The organism is Rhodococcus sp. 14C212 (assembly GCF_011058195.1).
In the GTDB taxonomy this organism is placed as follows: Bacteria; Actinomycetota; Actinomycetes; order Mycobacteriales; family Mycobacteriaceae; genus Rhodococcus; species Rhodococcus aetherivorans.
Window position 1 is genome coordinate 26,231 of the sequence record NZ_JAALEH010000030.1, and the last position, 14,193, is coordinate 40,423.

Below are 14,193 nucleotides of genomic sequence, written 5' to 3' on the forward strand. Positions count from 1 at the left end.
CTGGGTGGCTCAACGGGACCGGCCGTAACGGTCGGCGAGTTTGTCTTCGGTGCTGCGCTCCGCCGGGGTGCGCTCCGCCGGAACGGGCACCGGTTCGGCCTCGGGTCCGGCAGCCGGCGCCGGGTTCTTCCGCTTGCGGCGCTCGCGCAGCTCCGCCCACACGAAGTACCCCAGGCCCAGCGGGGCCATGATCCCGAACGCCACCCACTGCAGCCCGTACGACAGGTAGGGGCCGGCGTCGAGCTGCGGCAACGGGATCGTGCCCAGCCCCCCGGCCTGGTTCTCGGACAGCTGCAGGTATCCGCCCGTGAGCTCCAGGCCGGTGAACGCCGTGATCTGTGCAGGGTCGATCGAGTAGACCTGGGTGTGGCCGGCGTCGCGGAACGGGAGCTTGCCCTCGGCGGTCCCCTCGGACATCCGGAGGCGGGCGTCGACGGTCACCGGACCGGCCGGTGCCGGGGCGAACGCGGGGATCTCGGTGCCTCGCTCCGGGCGCACGTATCCACGGTTCACCAGGACGGTGCGGCCGTCGGCGAGCCGGAAGGGCGTGAGCACCTCGTAGGCGGGGGAGGACTCGACGCTGCGCAACCGCACCAGCAGGTCCGCATCCGGGACGTAGGAGCCGGTCGCGACGACGCGCCGCCACTCGTCCTCCGGTGCCGGCGCGGGGCCGGTCAGCAGCTCCTCCACCGGCACGGGTTCCGTGGCCAGCGAGGCGGTGATCCGGTCGTTGCGCTCCTCGGTGGTGGTGTTCTTGCCGAGCTGCCACGGCGCGAGCACGGTGAAGCACGCGTAGGCGAAGCCGCCCACCACCAAGGCCAGCACCAGCCAGCTCGGGCGGAGCAGGAACGTCAGTCGTTGCACGTAACCACGGTAGCCGGTGACGCGGGCCTCATTGCCGTCGCACCCAGTCGAGCAGGCCCGGGATCGCCGCCTCGATCTGCCGCCGCACCAGTTCGAACTCGTGCCGGTCGCCGTAGTACGGATCCGGTACCGACTCGCCCTCGGCGTCCGGGTCGAAGCTGCGCAGCAGCACCCGGCGCTCGGCGGGCACCCCGAGCTGCGCGAGCACCCGGTCGTGGCCGGCGTCCAGTGCGACCACCAGATCGGCGGCGAGCTGCTCGTCGGTCACGCGCCGGGCGCAGTGCCCGGTCGGGTAGCCGTGCCGCCGCAACAGGTCCGTGGTGCGTGGATCCGCGTCCTCGCCGGCGTGCCAGTCGCCGGTGCCGGCGCTGGTGACCCGCACGCGCTCGGCGAGACCGGCCCGGCGGAGGTGCTCGGCGAAGATCTTCTCGGCCATCGGCGACCGGCAGATGTTGCCGGTGCACACGAACGTCACGTGCAGGCGCTCAGCGGTCACCGGTCAGCACTCTCGTCAGTTCGCCGACGCTCGCCGTGGACCGGTGCGCGACGGCCGCCTCGTCGGCCGCGCCGTACCCCCACTCGACGAACACCGTCGGAATACCCCACCGCGCCGCGCCCGTCACGTCGTGCTCGCGGTCGCCGACCATGACCACGCCCGCAGTGCCGCCGTCCTCGGCGGCGACCGGGTCCACCCCGAGCGACGCCAGACTGTGCGCGATCACGTCCGACTTCGCCCGCCGGCTCCCGTCGTCGCTCGCGCCGCCGATGAACTCGAAGTGGTCGGCCAGCCCGAAGTGCTCGAGGATGCGGACGGCGAAGCCCTGGTTCTTCGACGTCGCGACGGCGAGCCGGCTGCCGGCGTCGCGCACCCGTTCGAGCATCGCCGCCACCCCGTCGAACACGGAGTTCTCCGCCCAGCCGCGCGCGTCGTAGCGCTCGACGTACGCGGTCAGGGCCCGAGCCACCTGCTGTTCGTCGAGACCGAGCCCGCGCAGTGTGTCGATCATCGGCGGACCGAGGACCCGCTGCGGCTCGTCGTGCGCCGGTTCCGGAACGCCCACCGTGGCGAGCGCATGCCGGAACCCGTCGAGCACGCCGGCCGCCGAGTCCGTGAGGGTGCCGTCGAGGTCGAACAGCACGACGGGCGCGGGCAACAGCAGTGGGTGCAGGTCGGCGAGAGTCGTCACGTGCCCATTGTCCCGGCTCCCGGCGAAGCCCGCCGCGTAGGGTCACGGGCAGCATCCGGGGAGACGACGGAGGAGGAGCGATGACCGCGGTGACGCTGCGCGAGGTGATCGACGTGCTCGAGACGGCCTACCCACCGTCGCTGGCCGAATCGTGGGACTCCGTCGGGCTGGTCGCGGGTGACCCCTCCGAGGCCGTGAGCAGGGTACTGCTCGCGGTCGACGCCACCGCCGCCGTCGTCGACGAAGCCCTCGCCTGGGGTGCGCAGTTGCTCCTCGTGCACCATCCGCTGCTGCTGCGCGGCGTCGACACCGTCGGCGCGCACACCCCGAAGGGCGCCCTGATCCATCGGCTCATCCGCGGCGGCTGTGCGCTGTTCACCGCCCACACCAACGCCGACCGTGCCGACCCGGGCGTGTCCGATGCGCTGGCACAGGCGCTCGGCCTGACCGGCCTGCGGCCGATCGAGCCCAAGCCCGAACCGGCCGTCGACAAGTGGGTGGTCCTCGTGCCCGCCGACTCGACCGAGACGGTGCGCGCCGCCCTGTTCGACGCCGGCGCGGGCCGGCTCGGCAACTATCGCGAGTGCTCCTGGACCACCTCCGGGACCGGACAGTTCCGTCCCGGGGCCGGGGCGGATCCGGCGGTCGGCACCGTCGGCGAACTCGAACGCGTGGCCGAGGACCGCATCGAGGTCGTGGCCCCGCGGTCGGTGCGCGGCCGGGTGCTTGCTGCCCTGCGCGCGGCGCACCCGTACGAGGAACCCGCGTTCGACGTGCTCGAACTCGCCGATCTGCCCGGCTCGCGAGGTCTGGGCCGGGTCGGTGAACTCCCGGCGCCGCAGACGCTGCACGAGTTCACCGAGCGGGTCGCGGCCGCGCTGCCGGCCACCGAGTGGGGGGTGCGCGGTGCCGGCGACCCAGACCGGATGATCCGCACCGTTGCGGTGTGCGGCGGCTCCGGCGACTCCTTCCTCGGCGCCGTCGGCCGGCTCGGCGTCGATGCCTACGTCACCGCGGACCTGCGGCACCATCCCGCCGACGAGCACCTGCGCGCCGGCGGCCCCGCGCTTGTCGACGTCGCGCACTGGGCCAGCGAGTACCCGTGGTGCGCCCAGGCGAAGGGTGTGCTCGACGACGCGTTCGCCGACCGCGACGGCTGGTCGACCCGCGTCAGCGCGCTGCGCACCGATCCCTGGACCACCGCCGCCCGGTAGGTCCGGGTTCCCCGTGACCGGCCGCGCGGTACGGTAGGCAGCTACCACCCCCCTTGATCTCGCCGCCGAAAGCAGGAACCCGCCGAGTGAACGTCGAACCCGCCGTGCAGTCCAAGCTCCTGGCCCTCGCCGCTGTGGACGCCGAGGTGACCCGCCTGGCGCACCGGCGCCGCACCCTGCCCGAACAGCAGGAGGTCGAGCGGCTCGAGGCGGAACGCACCGCGCGCCGGGACGCCGCCGTCGCCGTCGAGATCATCCTCGACGACCTCGACCGCGACATCCGCAAGCTCGAGGGGGAGGTCGAGGCGGTCCGCCAGCGGGAGGAACGCGACCGCACGCTCCTCGCCGCCGGCAGCGTGGGCGCCAAGCAGCTGTCCGAACTCCAGCACGAGCTGACCAGCCTCGAACGCCGGCAGGCCCTGCTCGAGGACGAGCTGCTCGAGGTCATGGAACGCCGGGAGGCATCCAAGGCCGATCACGACCATGCCGGCGCGCGGCTGTCGAGCGTCGACGAGGAACTCGCCGACGCCGCCCGCCTGCGCGACGAGGCGCTCGCCGACATCGAGGTCGCCGAGCAGCGGTGCCTGAGCGACCGCGCGGCACTCGTGGAGGCGTTCCCGGCCGAGCTGGTCGACCAGTACGAGGCGCAGCGGACGAAGACGGGCATCGGCGCGGCCCTGCTGCGGGCGCGCCAGTGCGGCGCATGCCGCCTCGAGCTCGACCGCGGCGAGATCTCTCGCATCGCCGCCGCCGCCCCCGAGACCCTCGTACGCTGCCCCGAGTGCAACGCGATCCTGGTGCGTACCAAGGAATCCGGGATTTGAGCCGGGTAGTTGTCGAGGCCGACGGCGGCTCGCGCGGCAACCCGGGCCCCGCCGGCTACGGTGCCGTGGTCTTCGGCGCCGACCACGAGACGGTGCTGGCCGAGCGCAGCGCGAGCATCGGCCGCGCCACCAACAACGTGGCCGAATACCAGGGCCTGATCGCCGGATTGACCGCCGCCGCCGAACTCGGGGCCGACGAGGTCGACGTCCGGATGGATTCCAAGCTCGTCGTCGAGCAGATGTCGGGCCGCTGGAAGATCAAGCACCCGGACATGATTCCGCTCGCCGCCCGCGCCCGCGAGCTGGCCCGGGGATTCGCGCGGGTCGAGTTCACCTGGGTGCCGCGCGCGGAGAACGCCCACGCCGACCGGCTCGCCAACGAGGCGATGGACGCTGCCGACTCGGCCGCTTCGGGTTCCGAATCCGCCTCACCCGCACCGGCATCGGCTGCCCCGCCGGCGAAATCGCCCGGCTGGACCGGCGCCGTCGGCACGCCCACCCGGATGCTGCTGTTGCGGCACGGGCAGACCCCGCTGTCGGTGGAGCGCCGCTACTCCGGCCGCGGCAACCCGCCGCTGACGGAACTGGGCCGCGCGCAGGCGCGCGCGGCCGCCCGTCGCATCGCCGAGCGCGGCAACGTCGCCGCGGTGGTGTCGTCGCCGCTCGGGCGGGCCCGGGAGACGGCCGATGCCGCGGCGTCGGCGCTCGGTCTGCCCGTGACGGTGCACGAGGGCCTCATCGAGACCGACTTCGGCAAGTGGGAGGGGCTGACCTTTCTCGAGGCGGCGCAGCGCGATCCCGATCTGCACCGGCGCTGGCTGGGGGACACGTCGGTGCGCCCGCCGGGTGGGGAGAGCTTCGACGAGGTCCGCGGCCGTCTCGCCACCGTCCGCGACGATCTGGTCGCGGAGTACAGCGGGGCGAACGTGCTTGTCGTCTCCCACGTCACGCCGATCAAGACGCTGCTACGGATGGCGCTCGACGCGGGGCCGTCGCTGCTGTACCGACTGCACCTGGACCTCGCGTCGCTGAGCATCGCCGAGTTCTATCCCGACGGCGGCGCGGCCGTGCGGCTGGTCAACGACACCTCGCACCTGTAGGCGCCGTCGGCGCCGGTGCGTCCTTCGGGCCGCGCCCACCGCCCGAAGGACGCACCGCCGGCAACGTCCCGGCCGCTCACACCTGGAGTTTTCGGAGCGTGCGCAGGTTCCGCGTCGTGGTCACCGCCTTGTAGCGCGGTTTGCCCGTGTTCCGGCCGAAGGCGCTCTTGACCGTCTGCCCGCGCTCGACGTCCCAGTAGAGGACCCCGTTGCCCCGGGCGACGCGCTCGACCGCCGGGTCGAGACCGTTCGCCGTCGCCGCCAGTTCGTCCAGAACCGCGGGATCGGCGACGAACATCGCGTACGCGTGCCGGCCGTCGCGCTCCTCGAACGGGTAGGCGTCGACGATCGCCGCGACGGCCGGCTGAGCGTGGACGAACACGAACGCCTCGTACCCGAATCGATGACGCAGCGCCGCCTCGATCCGCGCCTTCGCGTCGGCGGTGTCGGCGGTGTCGGCATCGAACACCACGTTGCCCGAAGCGAGCACGGTGCGGACGTTGCCGAAATCGAGCCCGGCGAACACCTCCTTCAGATCCGCCATCGCGATGGTGATGCCACCGACGTTGATTCCCCGCAGCAGAGCCACATATCTCGCCATGGCGGTACCGTAGTTCGCATTTGCGACAGGTGAGGCAGTACCCTGATCGACGCGGACGAGTTGGCCGGGCGACCGCGGCTCAGGGAACCGGCACCGTGGCGGTGCCAGGCCCTGGATCGAGGAAAGTCCGGACTCCACAGAGCAGGGCGGTTGCTAACGGCAACCCGAGGTGACTCGCGGGACAGTGCCACAGAGAACAGACCGCCCACCCCTCGGGGTGGGTAAGGGTGAAACGGTGCGGTAAGAGCGCACCAGCGCCCCGGGTGACCGGGGCGGCTCGGTAAACCCCGCCCGGAGCAAGGTTGAAGGCCGCACCGACTCGTTCGGTGCGGCTGCGCAGGTGTCCGAGGGCTGCTCGCCCGAGCCTGCGGGTGAACCGCTCGAGGTACCCGGCGACGGTGTGCCCAGATGGATGGTCGCCACCCCGCCTCGGCGGGGTACAGGATCCGGCTTACAGGCCGGCTCGTCCGCCCACCCGGCTCAGATCGGGGAGACGACCAGCAGGTGCGCCCAGTAGGAGGCGGCCTCGTGCCCCAGATAGGGGAGCAGGAAGTCGTAGAGCAGGTACGACATGCGGTGCCTTTCGAGTCGTCGAGCGGGGACCAGGGGCCGACGGTACCAGCCGCGCCGCGCGTGCGGGTTACCCCGAAACTCGGCGCCGGTTGGGGCAGACTGGGCGTCATGAGCGACGAAGGCTGGTACTACGACGTACATACCGGAAAGGTCAGCCAGGGAAAGGACCCCGGTGCGCTGAACCGCATGGGGCCGTATCCGGACCGCGCCACCGCCGAACGGGCGCTCGAGATCGCGGCCGAGCGCAACAAGGCCGCGGACGAGGCCGACGAGGAGTGGAACCGCTGAGCGGTTCCGCAGCACGGTGACGAACACCCGCATCGTCGTCGCGCCCGCGATCGACTTCGGTGCCGTCCGCGCCGAGTTCGCGCTCGACGACAGTTATCCCCTGCCCGCCGTCGCCGAGGCCGAGGCCGCGGTCGACCGCTGGGCCGCCGCGCGGGTGGACCGCACGGATCTGCCGCTGGTGACCATCGATCCGCCGGGCTCGATGGATCTCGACCAGGCGCTGCACCTCGAGCGCACCGTCGACGGCTTCGTCCTGCACTACGCGATCGCCGACGTCGCGGCCGTCGTCGCACCCGACGGCGCGCTCGACCGGGAGAGCCGGCGCCGCGGACAGACCTACTATCTGCCCGACGGGTCGGTCCCGCTGCACCCCCGGCCGTTGTCCGAGGATTCGGCCAGCCTCCTTCCCGGCCGCGTGCGTCCGGCGGCGCTGTGGCGCATCGTTCTCGACGACGCCGCCGAACCCGTGGACGTGAACGTGCGGCGCGCACTGGTCCGGTCCGTCGCCCGATTCGACTACGCCGGAGTGCAGGCCGGTGTCGACGCCGGGGTCGTGCACCCGTCGATCGCGGCACTGCCCGAGTTCGGCGGGCTCCGCGAGGCCGCGGCCCGGGGACGCGGCGCGATCGAACTGCGCCTGCCCGAGCAGGACGTGGTCGCCGACGGGAACGGCTGGCGGCTGACCACCCAGCCGCGCACCGACGTCGACGACTGGAACTCCCACGTGTCGCTGCTGACCGGGATGTGCGCGGCGCAACTGATGCTCGACGCGCGGATCGGGCTGCTGCGGACCCTGCCGCCGGCCGCCCCCGAGGCCGTGGCACAGCTGCGGCGCACCGCCGCCGCCCTGGGAGTGCCGTGGCCGGACCAGGTGCCGGTGGGTACCTTCCTGGCCGGCCTCGACGTGAACCTGCCCGGCACCCTGGTGCTGATGAGCGAGGCGCCGGCGCTGCTGCGCGGCGCGTCGTACGTGGCGTTCGACGGTGAGATTCCGGAGCAGCCCGGACACGGGGCGATCGGTGCGCCGTACGCACACGTCACCGCGCCGCTGCGACGGCTGGCCGACCGGTTCGTGACGGAGGTGTGCCTGGCGCTCAGCGCGGGCACCGACGTGCCGGACCCGGTGCGCGCCGTGCTCCCGGAGCTTCCCGAGACCATGTCCGGCTCCGACGCCCTCGCCGGGAGGGTGACCCGCGCGTGCATCGAACTCGCCGAGGCGACGGTCCTCGCCCCGCACGTGGGGGAGTCGTTCGATGCGACGGTCCTGCGTGCGGCGAACGGCCGCCGGGACGCCGAGGTGTTCGTGCCCGACGCCACCGTGATCGCCCCGTGCGCCGGCGAGCCGAAGGAGGGCAGCCGGATCCGGATCCGGCTGACGCACGCCGATCCGCAGGCCCGGAAGGTGCGGTTTGCGTACCCGGCGTGACGCCGCTGCCGGGCGGAAGCGGGGCCTGCTCGTCGGTGTCGCGGTCCTCACGGCGGTGCTCGTGGTCCTCGCGGTGCTGGTGTTCCGCGCGATGCCGAGCAGGTACCTGCCCTGGGACACCGCCGACTTCCCGGGAGTGGACGCCTCGGCGTTGACACTCCCGCAGGCGCGGATCGTGGAGTTGCTCGGGGACGAACACCGGGCGCAGCGGCCCGGGACGTTCTACTCCGAGGGCGCGGAGGAGCCCTGGTGCGCGAACTTCGTCAGCTGGATCATGCGGGAAGCGGACCGGCCGCTGGCCAATCCGCATTCCGGGCACTGGCGGATCCCCGGCGTGTACACCCTGCAGGAGTACTACGAGTCGGTGGGCCGATTCGAACCGGCCGCCGACGGCTACCGGCCGGCGGTGGGCGACGTGGTGCTGTACGAGAACGAACTGTGGGTCGGCCAGCACACCAACATCGTCGTCGCGGTCGACGGCGACACCGCGACGACGGTCGGCGGCAACGAACTCGGCCGCATCCGCGTCCACACCGTCGACTTCACGTCCGACTCGGCGGTCGTCGGGTTCGGCCGCCTCGAGTGAGGATCAGCGGAAGCGGTCGGTCGCCTCGAGCAGGTGATGGGTGATGCCGGGCTCGTTCGCGGCGTGCCCGGCGTCGTCGACGACGACGAGTTCCGAGCCGGACCACGCCTTGTGCAGTTCCCACGCGCTCGCCGCGGGGCAGACCACGTCGTAGCGACCCTGCACGATCACGCCGGGGATGGTGCGCAGCCGTCCGGCGTCGCGCAGCAGCTGCCCCTCCTCGAGGAAGCCGCGGTTGCGGAAGTAGTGGTTCTCGATGCGCGCGAACGCGAGAGCGAAACGCGGTTCCGACGTCTCCACGACCCGCTCCGGGGTGGGCAGCAGGGCGCTGGTCGCTCCCTCCCACGTCGACCACGCCACGGCGGCCCGCAGCGCGACGTCGGGGTCGGGCGAATGCAGCAGCCGGTGGTACGTGTCGACGGGATGCTCACCGTCCGGTGCACCGGCCAGCGGCTCCAGGAAACGCTCCCACAGCTCGGGGAACAGCTGCCCGGCGCCACCGTTGTAGTACCAGTCGATCTCGCTGCTGCGCAGCAGGAAGATGCCGCGCAGCACCAGCTCGGTGACCCGGTGCGGGTGGCGTTGCGCATAGGCCAGGGCCAGCGTCGACCCCCACGAGCCGCCGAACACCTGCCAGCGGCCGATCCCCAGATGCCGCCGCAGGGTCTCGATGTCGGTGAGCAGATACTCGGTGGTGTTGGCGGACAGATCGGCGCCGTCGGCGACGTGCGGCACCGACCGACCGCAGCCGCGCTGATCGAACAGCACGATCCGGTACGCCTCCGGATCGAAGAACTGCCGGTGCGCGGGCAAGGTGCCGCCGCCCGGACCGCCGTGCAGGAACACCACCGGCTTGCCGGCGGGATTCCCGCTGACCTCCCAGTAGATGCGCTGGCCGTCGCCGACGTCGAGCAGGTCCTGCTCGTACGGCTCGATCGGCGGGTACGGCTGCCGCAACGGCATCAGAAACCGACCAGCGCGGAGGCGAGGGTCGGGATCTGCAGGGCCTCGAGTGCCTGGCTGCGCACCTCCGGGCACTGGGCCGAGGCGATCGTGTCGACACGGTCACGGTCCTGGGCGAGCGCCAGCATGTCGATCCCGTTGCGGGCCGCCCACTCGCCGACCAGCAGGTTCAAGCCGGGCTTGCTCATGGACGGGGTGTAGGTTCGCCAGCTCTGCAGCTGGGCCTCCATCTGCGAGCACAGCTCGGCGGCCTGGGCCTCGGTGACCCCACCGGGCAGCGCGCTCGGCGCGGTCGCCACGCCGGTGCCGGTCGTCGGCTGCGTCGAGGCGGTGGCCGAGCCGGTGGGGGCGGGCTGGCCGCCGGACGCGCACCCGCCCAGGGCGGCGATCGCCGCACCGGCGACGGCAACGGCGAGCAGTGTGCGACGGGGACGAATCATGTGGGGTGCACCTCGCGGGTCGGTAAGGCCCGGCCTACGGGTGAGCGGAACCTCCGGCCGGCCGGACCGGCCGCAGGTTCCCCTCGTCCTGCCGGATCAGAAGGAATGCTCGGGACCGGGGAACGTCCCGGCCGCCACCTCTGCAGCATATTCGGCCGCGGCGCGGCGTAGTTCGTCGCCCACGCTGCCGAACTTCTTGACGAACTTCGCGGTCTTGCCGCTGGTGTATCCGGCCATGTCCTGCCACACGAGGACCTGGGCGTCACACTCGTTGCCGGCACCGATCCCGACCGTGGGGATGGTCAGCTTGCGGGTGACCTGGCCGGCGATGTCGGCGGGCACCATCTCCATGACCACGGAGAAGGCGCCGGCCTCCTGCACGGCGATGGCGTCGGCGATGAGCTGTTCGGCGCCGTCGCCGCGGCCCTGCACACGGAATCCGCCGAGGCTGTTGACCGACTGCGGGGTGAACCCGACGTGGGCCTGGACGGGGATGCCGGCGGCGGCGATCGCGGCGATCTGCGCGGCGACCCGCTCGCCGCCCTCGAGCTTGACGGCGTGGGCGCCGCCCTCCTTCATGAAGCGGATGGCGGTGGCGAGAGCCTGCTCCGGCGACGCCTCGTAGGTGCCGAACGGCAGGTCGGCGATCACCAGGGCGTGCGGTGCGCCGCGCACCACGCCGCGCACCAGCGGGAGCATTTCGTCGACCGTGACCGGCACGGTGGTGTCGTAGCCGTAGACGACGTTGGCGGCGGAGTCGCCCACGAGCAGCACCGGGATACCGGCCTCCTCGAAGATGCGGGCGCTCGAGTAGTCGTACGCCGTCAGCTCGGCCCAGCGACGGCCCTCGGCCTTCATGGCCTGCAGATGATGGACCCGCGTCTTGCGCCGGGGGGAGGCGGACGGGGCGGAGCCGCCGTAGAGGGCAGCGGTGGATTCGGACATCAGAGGTCCCTTTCTGCCTCGAGGCCCGTGCGGGTCCCCGGGTTGGGTGATGACGGTCTCAGTCTGCCACCGGCTCCATTCGGGCAGTAGCGGCGCCGGCGGTGCGATTGGTCACATCCGCCGGATGCGGCGGCGATCCGGACCCGAACCGGCCGCGCCGGCGCGGGTGCGGCCCGTGGCACCATCGCTGGGTGTCCTCCCTGTCTCTCCGCGTCCCGGCGCGCACCGTCGCGGTGGCCGCCGTGGTGCTGCTCGCCGCCGGCTGCAGCACCACGACCGAGACCGCGCCGCCGCGGACGCCGCCGATCGGCGTCCCGGCCGGCCTCGAGCAGTTCTACGGGCAGCAGGTGCAGTGGGGGTCGTGCCGGGACTACGGCACCGACGCCGCACAGCTGCCCCGCCGCGTGCAGTGCGCGCGGATCACGGTGCCGCTGGACTACGACGTGCCGAACGGGGAGACGATCACGGTGGCGATCTCCCGCTCGCCCGCGTCCGGGCAGCGGATCGGCTCGCTGCTCGTCAATCCCGGCGGGCCGGGTGCGTCCGGGATCGGGCTCGCCACCGTGGCCGACGGCACCGAGCTGACCGACCGGTTCGACATGATCGGATTCGATCCCCGCGGCATCGGGGCCTCCGAGCCCGCGGTGCGCTGCCGCACCGACGCCGAGGCGGACGCCGACCGCGCCACCGACGACGGCGACATGAGCCCCGAGGGCATCGCGCGGACCGAGCAGCGGCACCGCGATTACGCCGACGCGTGCGCGCAGCGCGCCGGGACCGGCCTGCTCGCCCACATGGGCACCCGCGAAGTCGTGCGCGACATGGACGTGCTCCGCTCGGTCCTCGGCGACGAGAAACTGAACTACCTCGGGTTCTCGTACGGCAGCCGGATCGGCACGCTCTATGCGGAGACCTTCCCCGACCGGGTGCGGACGATGGTGCTCGACGGTGCGCTCGATCCCGAGCAGGACCCCCTCGACGAGGTCCTGCTGCAGGCGGCCGGATTCCAGACGGCGTTCGACGCCTTCGCGGCGGACTGCGCCCGCTACGACGACTGTGTGCTCGGCGCCGCCCCGGCCGCGGCGGTGGGCCGGTTCCGGGCACTGGTGGACCCGCTGATCGCGGCGCCCGCGGAGACCACGGATCCGCGCGGCCTGAGCCACCGGGACGCGATCACGGGGGTGCAGCAGGGCCTGTACTCGCCGCGGCTGTGGGGCTCGCTGCGGGCGGGACTCGCGGCGCTGACCGAGGGCCGGGGCGACACGTTGCTGCTGCTCGCCGATCTGTACGAGGGACGCGGCGACGACGGCACCTACAGCAACTCCACCGACGCCTTCAATGCGATCCGGTGCGTGGACGACCCGCCGGTGACGGACGCGGCGGTCGCGGCCGAGGCCGACCGGCTGTACCGGCAGGCCGCGCCGTTCCTCGACGACGGCCGCGCGAGCGGCGCCGCGCCGCGGGATCTGTGCGCCTTCTGGCCGGTGCCGCACACCGGTGAGCCGCACACCCCGGACGTGCCGGGCCTGCCGACCGTGCTCGTCGTCTCCACGACCGAGGATCCCGCCACGCCGTATCAGGCGGGTGTGGACCTCGCGCGGCAACTCGGCGGCGCACTCGTCACCTTCACGGGGACCCAGCACACCGTCGTGCTCGACGGCGAGGCCTGTGTCGACGACCCGGTGATCAGGTACTTCGTGACCGGGCAGGCGCCGGCGGCGGACCCGCGCTGCTGACGGCGCGACGATGTGAGCGACACGCCGGGACCACAACCCGCGGATGTAACACGGATTTAACGCACTGTGCCTAGTCTCGGCCGTATGGATCGCCAGAAGGAGTTCGTGCTCCGCACCCTCGAAGAGCGCGACATTCGGTTCGTGCGCTTGTGGTTCACCGACGTGGTCGGAACGCTCAAGTCCGTGGCGATCGCCCCGGCCGAACTCGAAGGGGCCTTCGAGGAGGGCATCGGGTTCGACGGATCGGCCATCGAGGGATTCTCCCGCATCTCCGAGGCCGACATGGTCGCCCGGCCGGACGCCTCGACCTTCCAGGTGCTGCCGTGGGCCGACAGCAAGGGCCAGCAGTACTCGGCCCGCATGTTCTGCGACATCACGATGCCCGACGGCACCCCCAGCTGGGCCGACCCGCGGCACGTGCTGCGCCGCCAGCTCAACAAGGCCTCCGACCTCGGCTTCAGCTGCTACGTACACCCCGAGATCGAGTTCTTCCTCGTCGAGAACGGCGAACCGGGCGCGCCGCCCGTCCCGGCCGACGACGGCGGCTACTTCGACCAGTCGGTGCACCGCTCGGCCCCGAACTTCCGCCGCCACGCCATCGACGCGCTCGAGTCGATGGGCATCTCCGTCGAGTTCAGCCACCACGAGACCGCGCCCGGTCAGCAGGAGATCGACCTGCGCTACGCCGACGCGCTGTCCATGGCCGACAACGTGATGACCTTCCGCTACGTGGTCAAGGAGATCGCGATGTCGGAGGGCGTGCGCGCGACGTTCATGCCCAAGCCGTTCCGCGAGCACGCGGGCTCGGCCATGCACACCCACATGAGCCTGTTCGAGGGCGAGAACAACGCCTTCCACGATCCCGACGATCCGCTGCAGCTCTCGGCCACCGGCAAGGCATTCATCGCCGGGGTGCTCGAGCACGCCAACGAGATCAGTGCCGTGACCAACCAATGGGTCAACTCCTACAAGCGCATCGTGCACGGCGGCGAGGCGCCCACCGCGGCCTGCTGGGGCCCGTCCAACCGTTCGGCTCTGGTGCGGGTGCCGATGTACACGCCGAGCAAGGCGTCCTCGCGCCGGGTGGAGATCCGCACACCCGACTCGGCCTGCAACCCGTACCTGACGTTCGCGGTGCTCCTCGCCGCCGGTCTGCGCGGCATCGAGAAGGGCTACGAGCTCGCACCCGAGGCCGAGGACGACGTGTGGGCACTGACCTCCGCGGAGCGGCGCGCCATGGGGTACCGCGAGCTGCCGACCGACCTCGACATCGCCCTGCGCGAGATGGAGAAGTCGGAACTGGTGGCCGAGGCGCTCGGCGAGCACGTGTTCAACTTCTTCCTCCGCAACAAGTGGACGGAGTGGGAGAACTACCGCAGCCAGGTCACCCCGTACGAGCTGGATCAGTACCTGGGCTTGTAACCCTTGCCGGCCGCGGCCGCACGG

General features: G+C 72.1%; 15 protein-coding genes and 1 other RNA gene. 9 read left to right on the plus strand and 7 right to left on the minus strand.

Features of this window, described 5'->3' with window-relative positions; genetic code table 11:
- Positions 1–9: 9 nt before the first annotated feature.
- The 3 genes from G6038_RS15135 to G6038_RS15145 are packed head-to-tail and all read right to left on the minus strand — an operon-like array spanning position 10 to position 2,051.
- Entirely contained in the window at positions 10–864 is an 855-nt protein-coding gene (locus G6038_RS15135; protein ID WP_165038666.1) for an SURF1 family protein, read from the minus strand.
- 28 nt (positions 865–892) lie between these two features.
- Complete coding sequence (locus G6038_RS15140; RefSeq protein WP_029544276.1) at positions 893–1,360, minus strand: low molecular weight protein-tyrosine-phosphatase; 468 nt, start codon at positions 1,358–1,360, stop codon at positions 893–895.
- The gene (locus G6038_RS15145) at positions 1,350–2,051 is read right to left on the minus strand and encodes an HAD hydrolase-like protein (protein ID WP_165038667.1); all 702 of its coding nucleotides are present in this window, start codon (positions 2,049–2,051) and stop codon (positions 1,350–1,352) included. The genes G6038_RS15140 and G6038_RS15145 overlap by 11 nt, the downstream gene beginning before the upstream one ends.
- An 80-nt stretch (positions 2,052–2,131) precedes the next feature.
- Between G6038_RS15145 and G6038_RS15150 the strand changes: the two genes are divergently transcribed.
- From G6038_RS15150 to G6038_RS15160, 3 genes are all read left to right on the plus strand, one after another.
- Positions 2,132–3,265 (plus strand): Nif3-like dinuclear metal center hexameric protein, encoded by a 1,134-nt coding sequence (locus G6038_RS15150; protein ID WP_165038668.1) that lies wholly within the window; start codon positions 2,132–2,134, stop codon positions 3,263–3,265.
- 86 nt (positions 3,266–3,351) lie between these two features.
- The gene (locus G6038_RS15155) at positions 3,352–4,089 is read left to right on the plus strand and encodes a C4-type zinc ribbon domain-containing protein (protein WP_165038669.1); all 738 of its coding nucleotides are present in this window, start codon (positions 3,352–3,354) and stop codon (positions 4,087–4,089) included.
- The gene (locus tag G6038_RS15160; protein ID WP_165038670.1) at positions 4,086–5,189 is read left to right on the plus strand and encodes a bifunctional RNase H/acid phosphatase; all 1,104 of its coding nucleotides are present in this window, start codon (positions 4,086–4,088) and stop codon (positions 5,187–5,189) included. The genes G6038_RS15155 and G6038_RS15160 overlap by 4 nt, the downstream gene beginning before the upstream one ends.
- 76 nt (positions 5,190–5,265) lie before the next feature.
- On the opposite strand, the gene G6038_RS15165 is transcribed toward G6038_RS15160, so the two are convergent.
- Positions 5,266–5,790, minus strand: coding sequence for a DUF1697 domain-containing protein (locus G6038_RS15165; protein WP_165038671.1), 525 nt, complete (start codon positions 5,788–5,790; stop codon positions 5,266–5,268).
- Between the two features lie 56 nt (positions 5,791–5,846).
- On the opposite strand from G6038_RS15165, the gene rnpB reads away from it, so the two are divergent.
- From rnpB to G6038_RS15185, 4 genes are all read left to right on the plus strand, one after another.
- An RNA gene (gene rnpB, locus G6038_RS15170) (RNase P RNA component class A) lies at positions 5,847–6,260 on the plus strand.
- 211 nt (positions 6,261–6,471) lie between these two features.
- Positions 6,472–6,651 carry a hypothetical protein gene (locus G6038_RS15175; RefSeq protein WP_165038672.1) on the plus strand — a complete coding sequence of 60 codons (180 nt, stop codon included), beginning with the start codon at positions 6,472–6,474 and terminating at the stop codon, positions 6,649–6,651.
- Positions 6,652–6,667: 16 nt separating this feature from the next.
- Positions 6,668–8,077, plus strand: coding sequence for an RNB domain-containing ribonuclease (locus tag G6038_RS15180; RefSeq protein WP_165038673.1), 1,410 nt, complete (start codon positions 6,668–6,670; stop codon positions 8,075–8,077).
- Entirely contained in the window at positions 8,061–8,663 is a 603-nt protein-coding gene (locus G6038_RS15185; protein ID WP_165038674.1) for a CHAP domain-containing protein, read from the plus strand. The genes G6038_RS15180 and G6038_RS15185 overlap by 17 nt, the downstream gene beginning before the upstream one ends.
- A 3-nt stretch (positions 8,664–8,666) precedes the next feature.
- Here the strand turns inward: G6038_RS15185 and pip are convergent, their stop codons facing one another.
- The 3 genes from pip to panB all read right to left on the minus strand — a co-directional run bounded on the left by pip (position 8,667) and on the right by panB (position 11,011).
- Positions 8,667–9,626 (minus strand): prolyl aminopeptidase, encoded by a 960-nt coding sequence (pip, locus tag G6038_RS15190; RefSeq protein WP_165038675.1) that lies wholly within the window; start codon positions 9,624–9,626, stop codon positions 8,667–8,669.
- The gene (locus G6038_RS15195) at positions 9,626–10,066 is read right to left on the minus strand and encodes a hypothetical protein (protein ID WP_165038676.1); all 441 of its coding nucleotides are present in this window, start codon (positions 10,064–10,066) and stop codon (positions 9,626–9,628) included. Before G6038_RS15195 ends, pip begins: the two co-directional genes overlap by 1 nt.
- A 96-nt stretch (positions 10,067–10,162) precedes the next feature.
- Positions 10,163–11,011 (minus strand): 3-methyl-2-oxobutanoate hydroxymethyltransferase, encoded by an 849-nt coding sequence (gene panB, locus G6038_RS15200; RefSeq protein ID WP_100059167.1) that lies wholly within the window; start codon positions 11,009–11,011, stop codon positions 10,163–10,165.
- Positions 11,012–11,202: 191 nt separating this feature from the next.
- Here panB and G6038_RS15205 point away from each other — a divergent pair, with 191 nt between their 5' ends.
- Both G6038_RS15205 and G6038_RS15210 read left to right on the plus strand, forming a co-directional pair.
- The gene (locus G6038_RS15205; protein ID WP_165038677.1) at positions 11,203–12,747 is read left to right on the plus strand and encodes an alpha/beta hydrolase; all 1,545 of its coding nucleotides are present in this window, start codon (positions 11,203–11,205) and stop codon (positions 12,745–12,747) included.
- Positions 12,748–12,831: 84 nt separating this feature from the next.
- Positions 12,832–14,169, plus strand: coding sequence for a glutamine synthetase family protein (locus G6038_RS15210; RefSeq protein WP_029544266.1), 1,338 nt, complete (start codon positions 12,832–12,834; stop codon positions 14,167–14,169).
- The last annotated feature ends 24 nt before the right edge of the window (positions 14,170–14,193 follow it).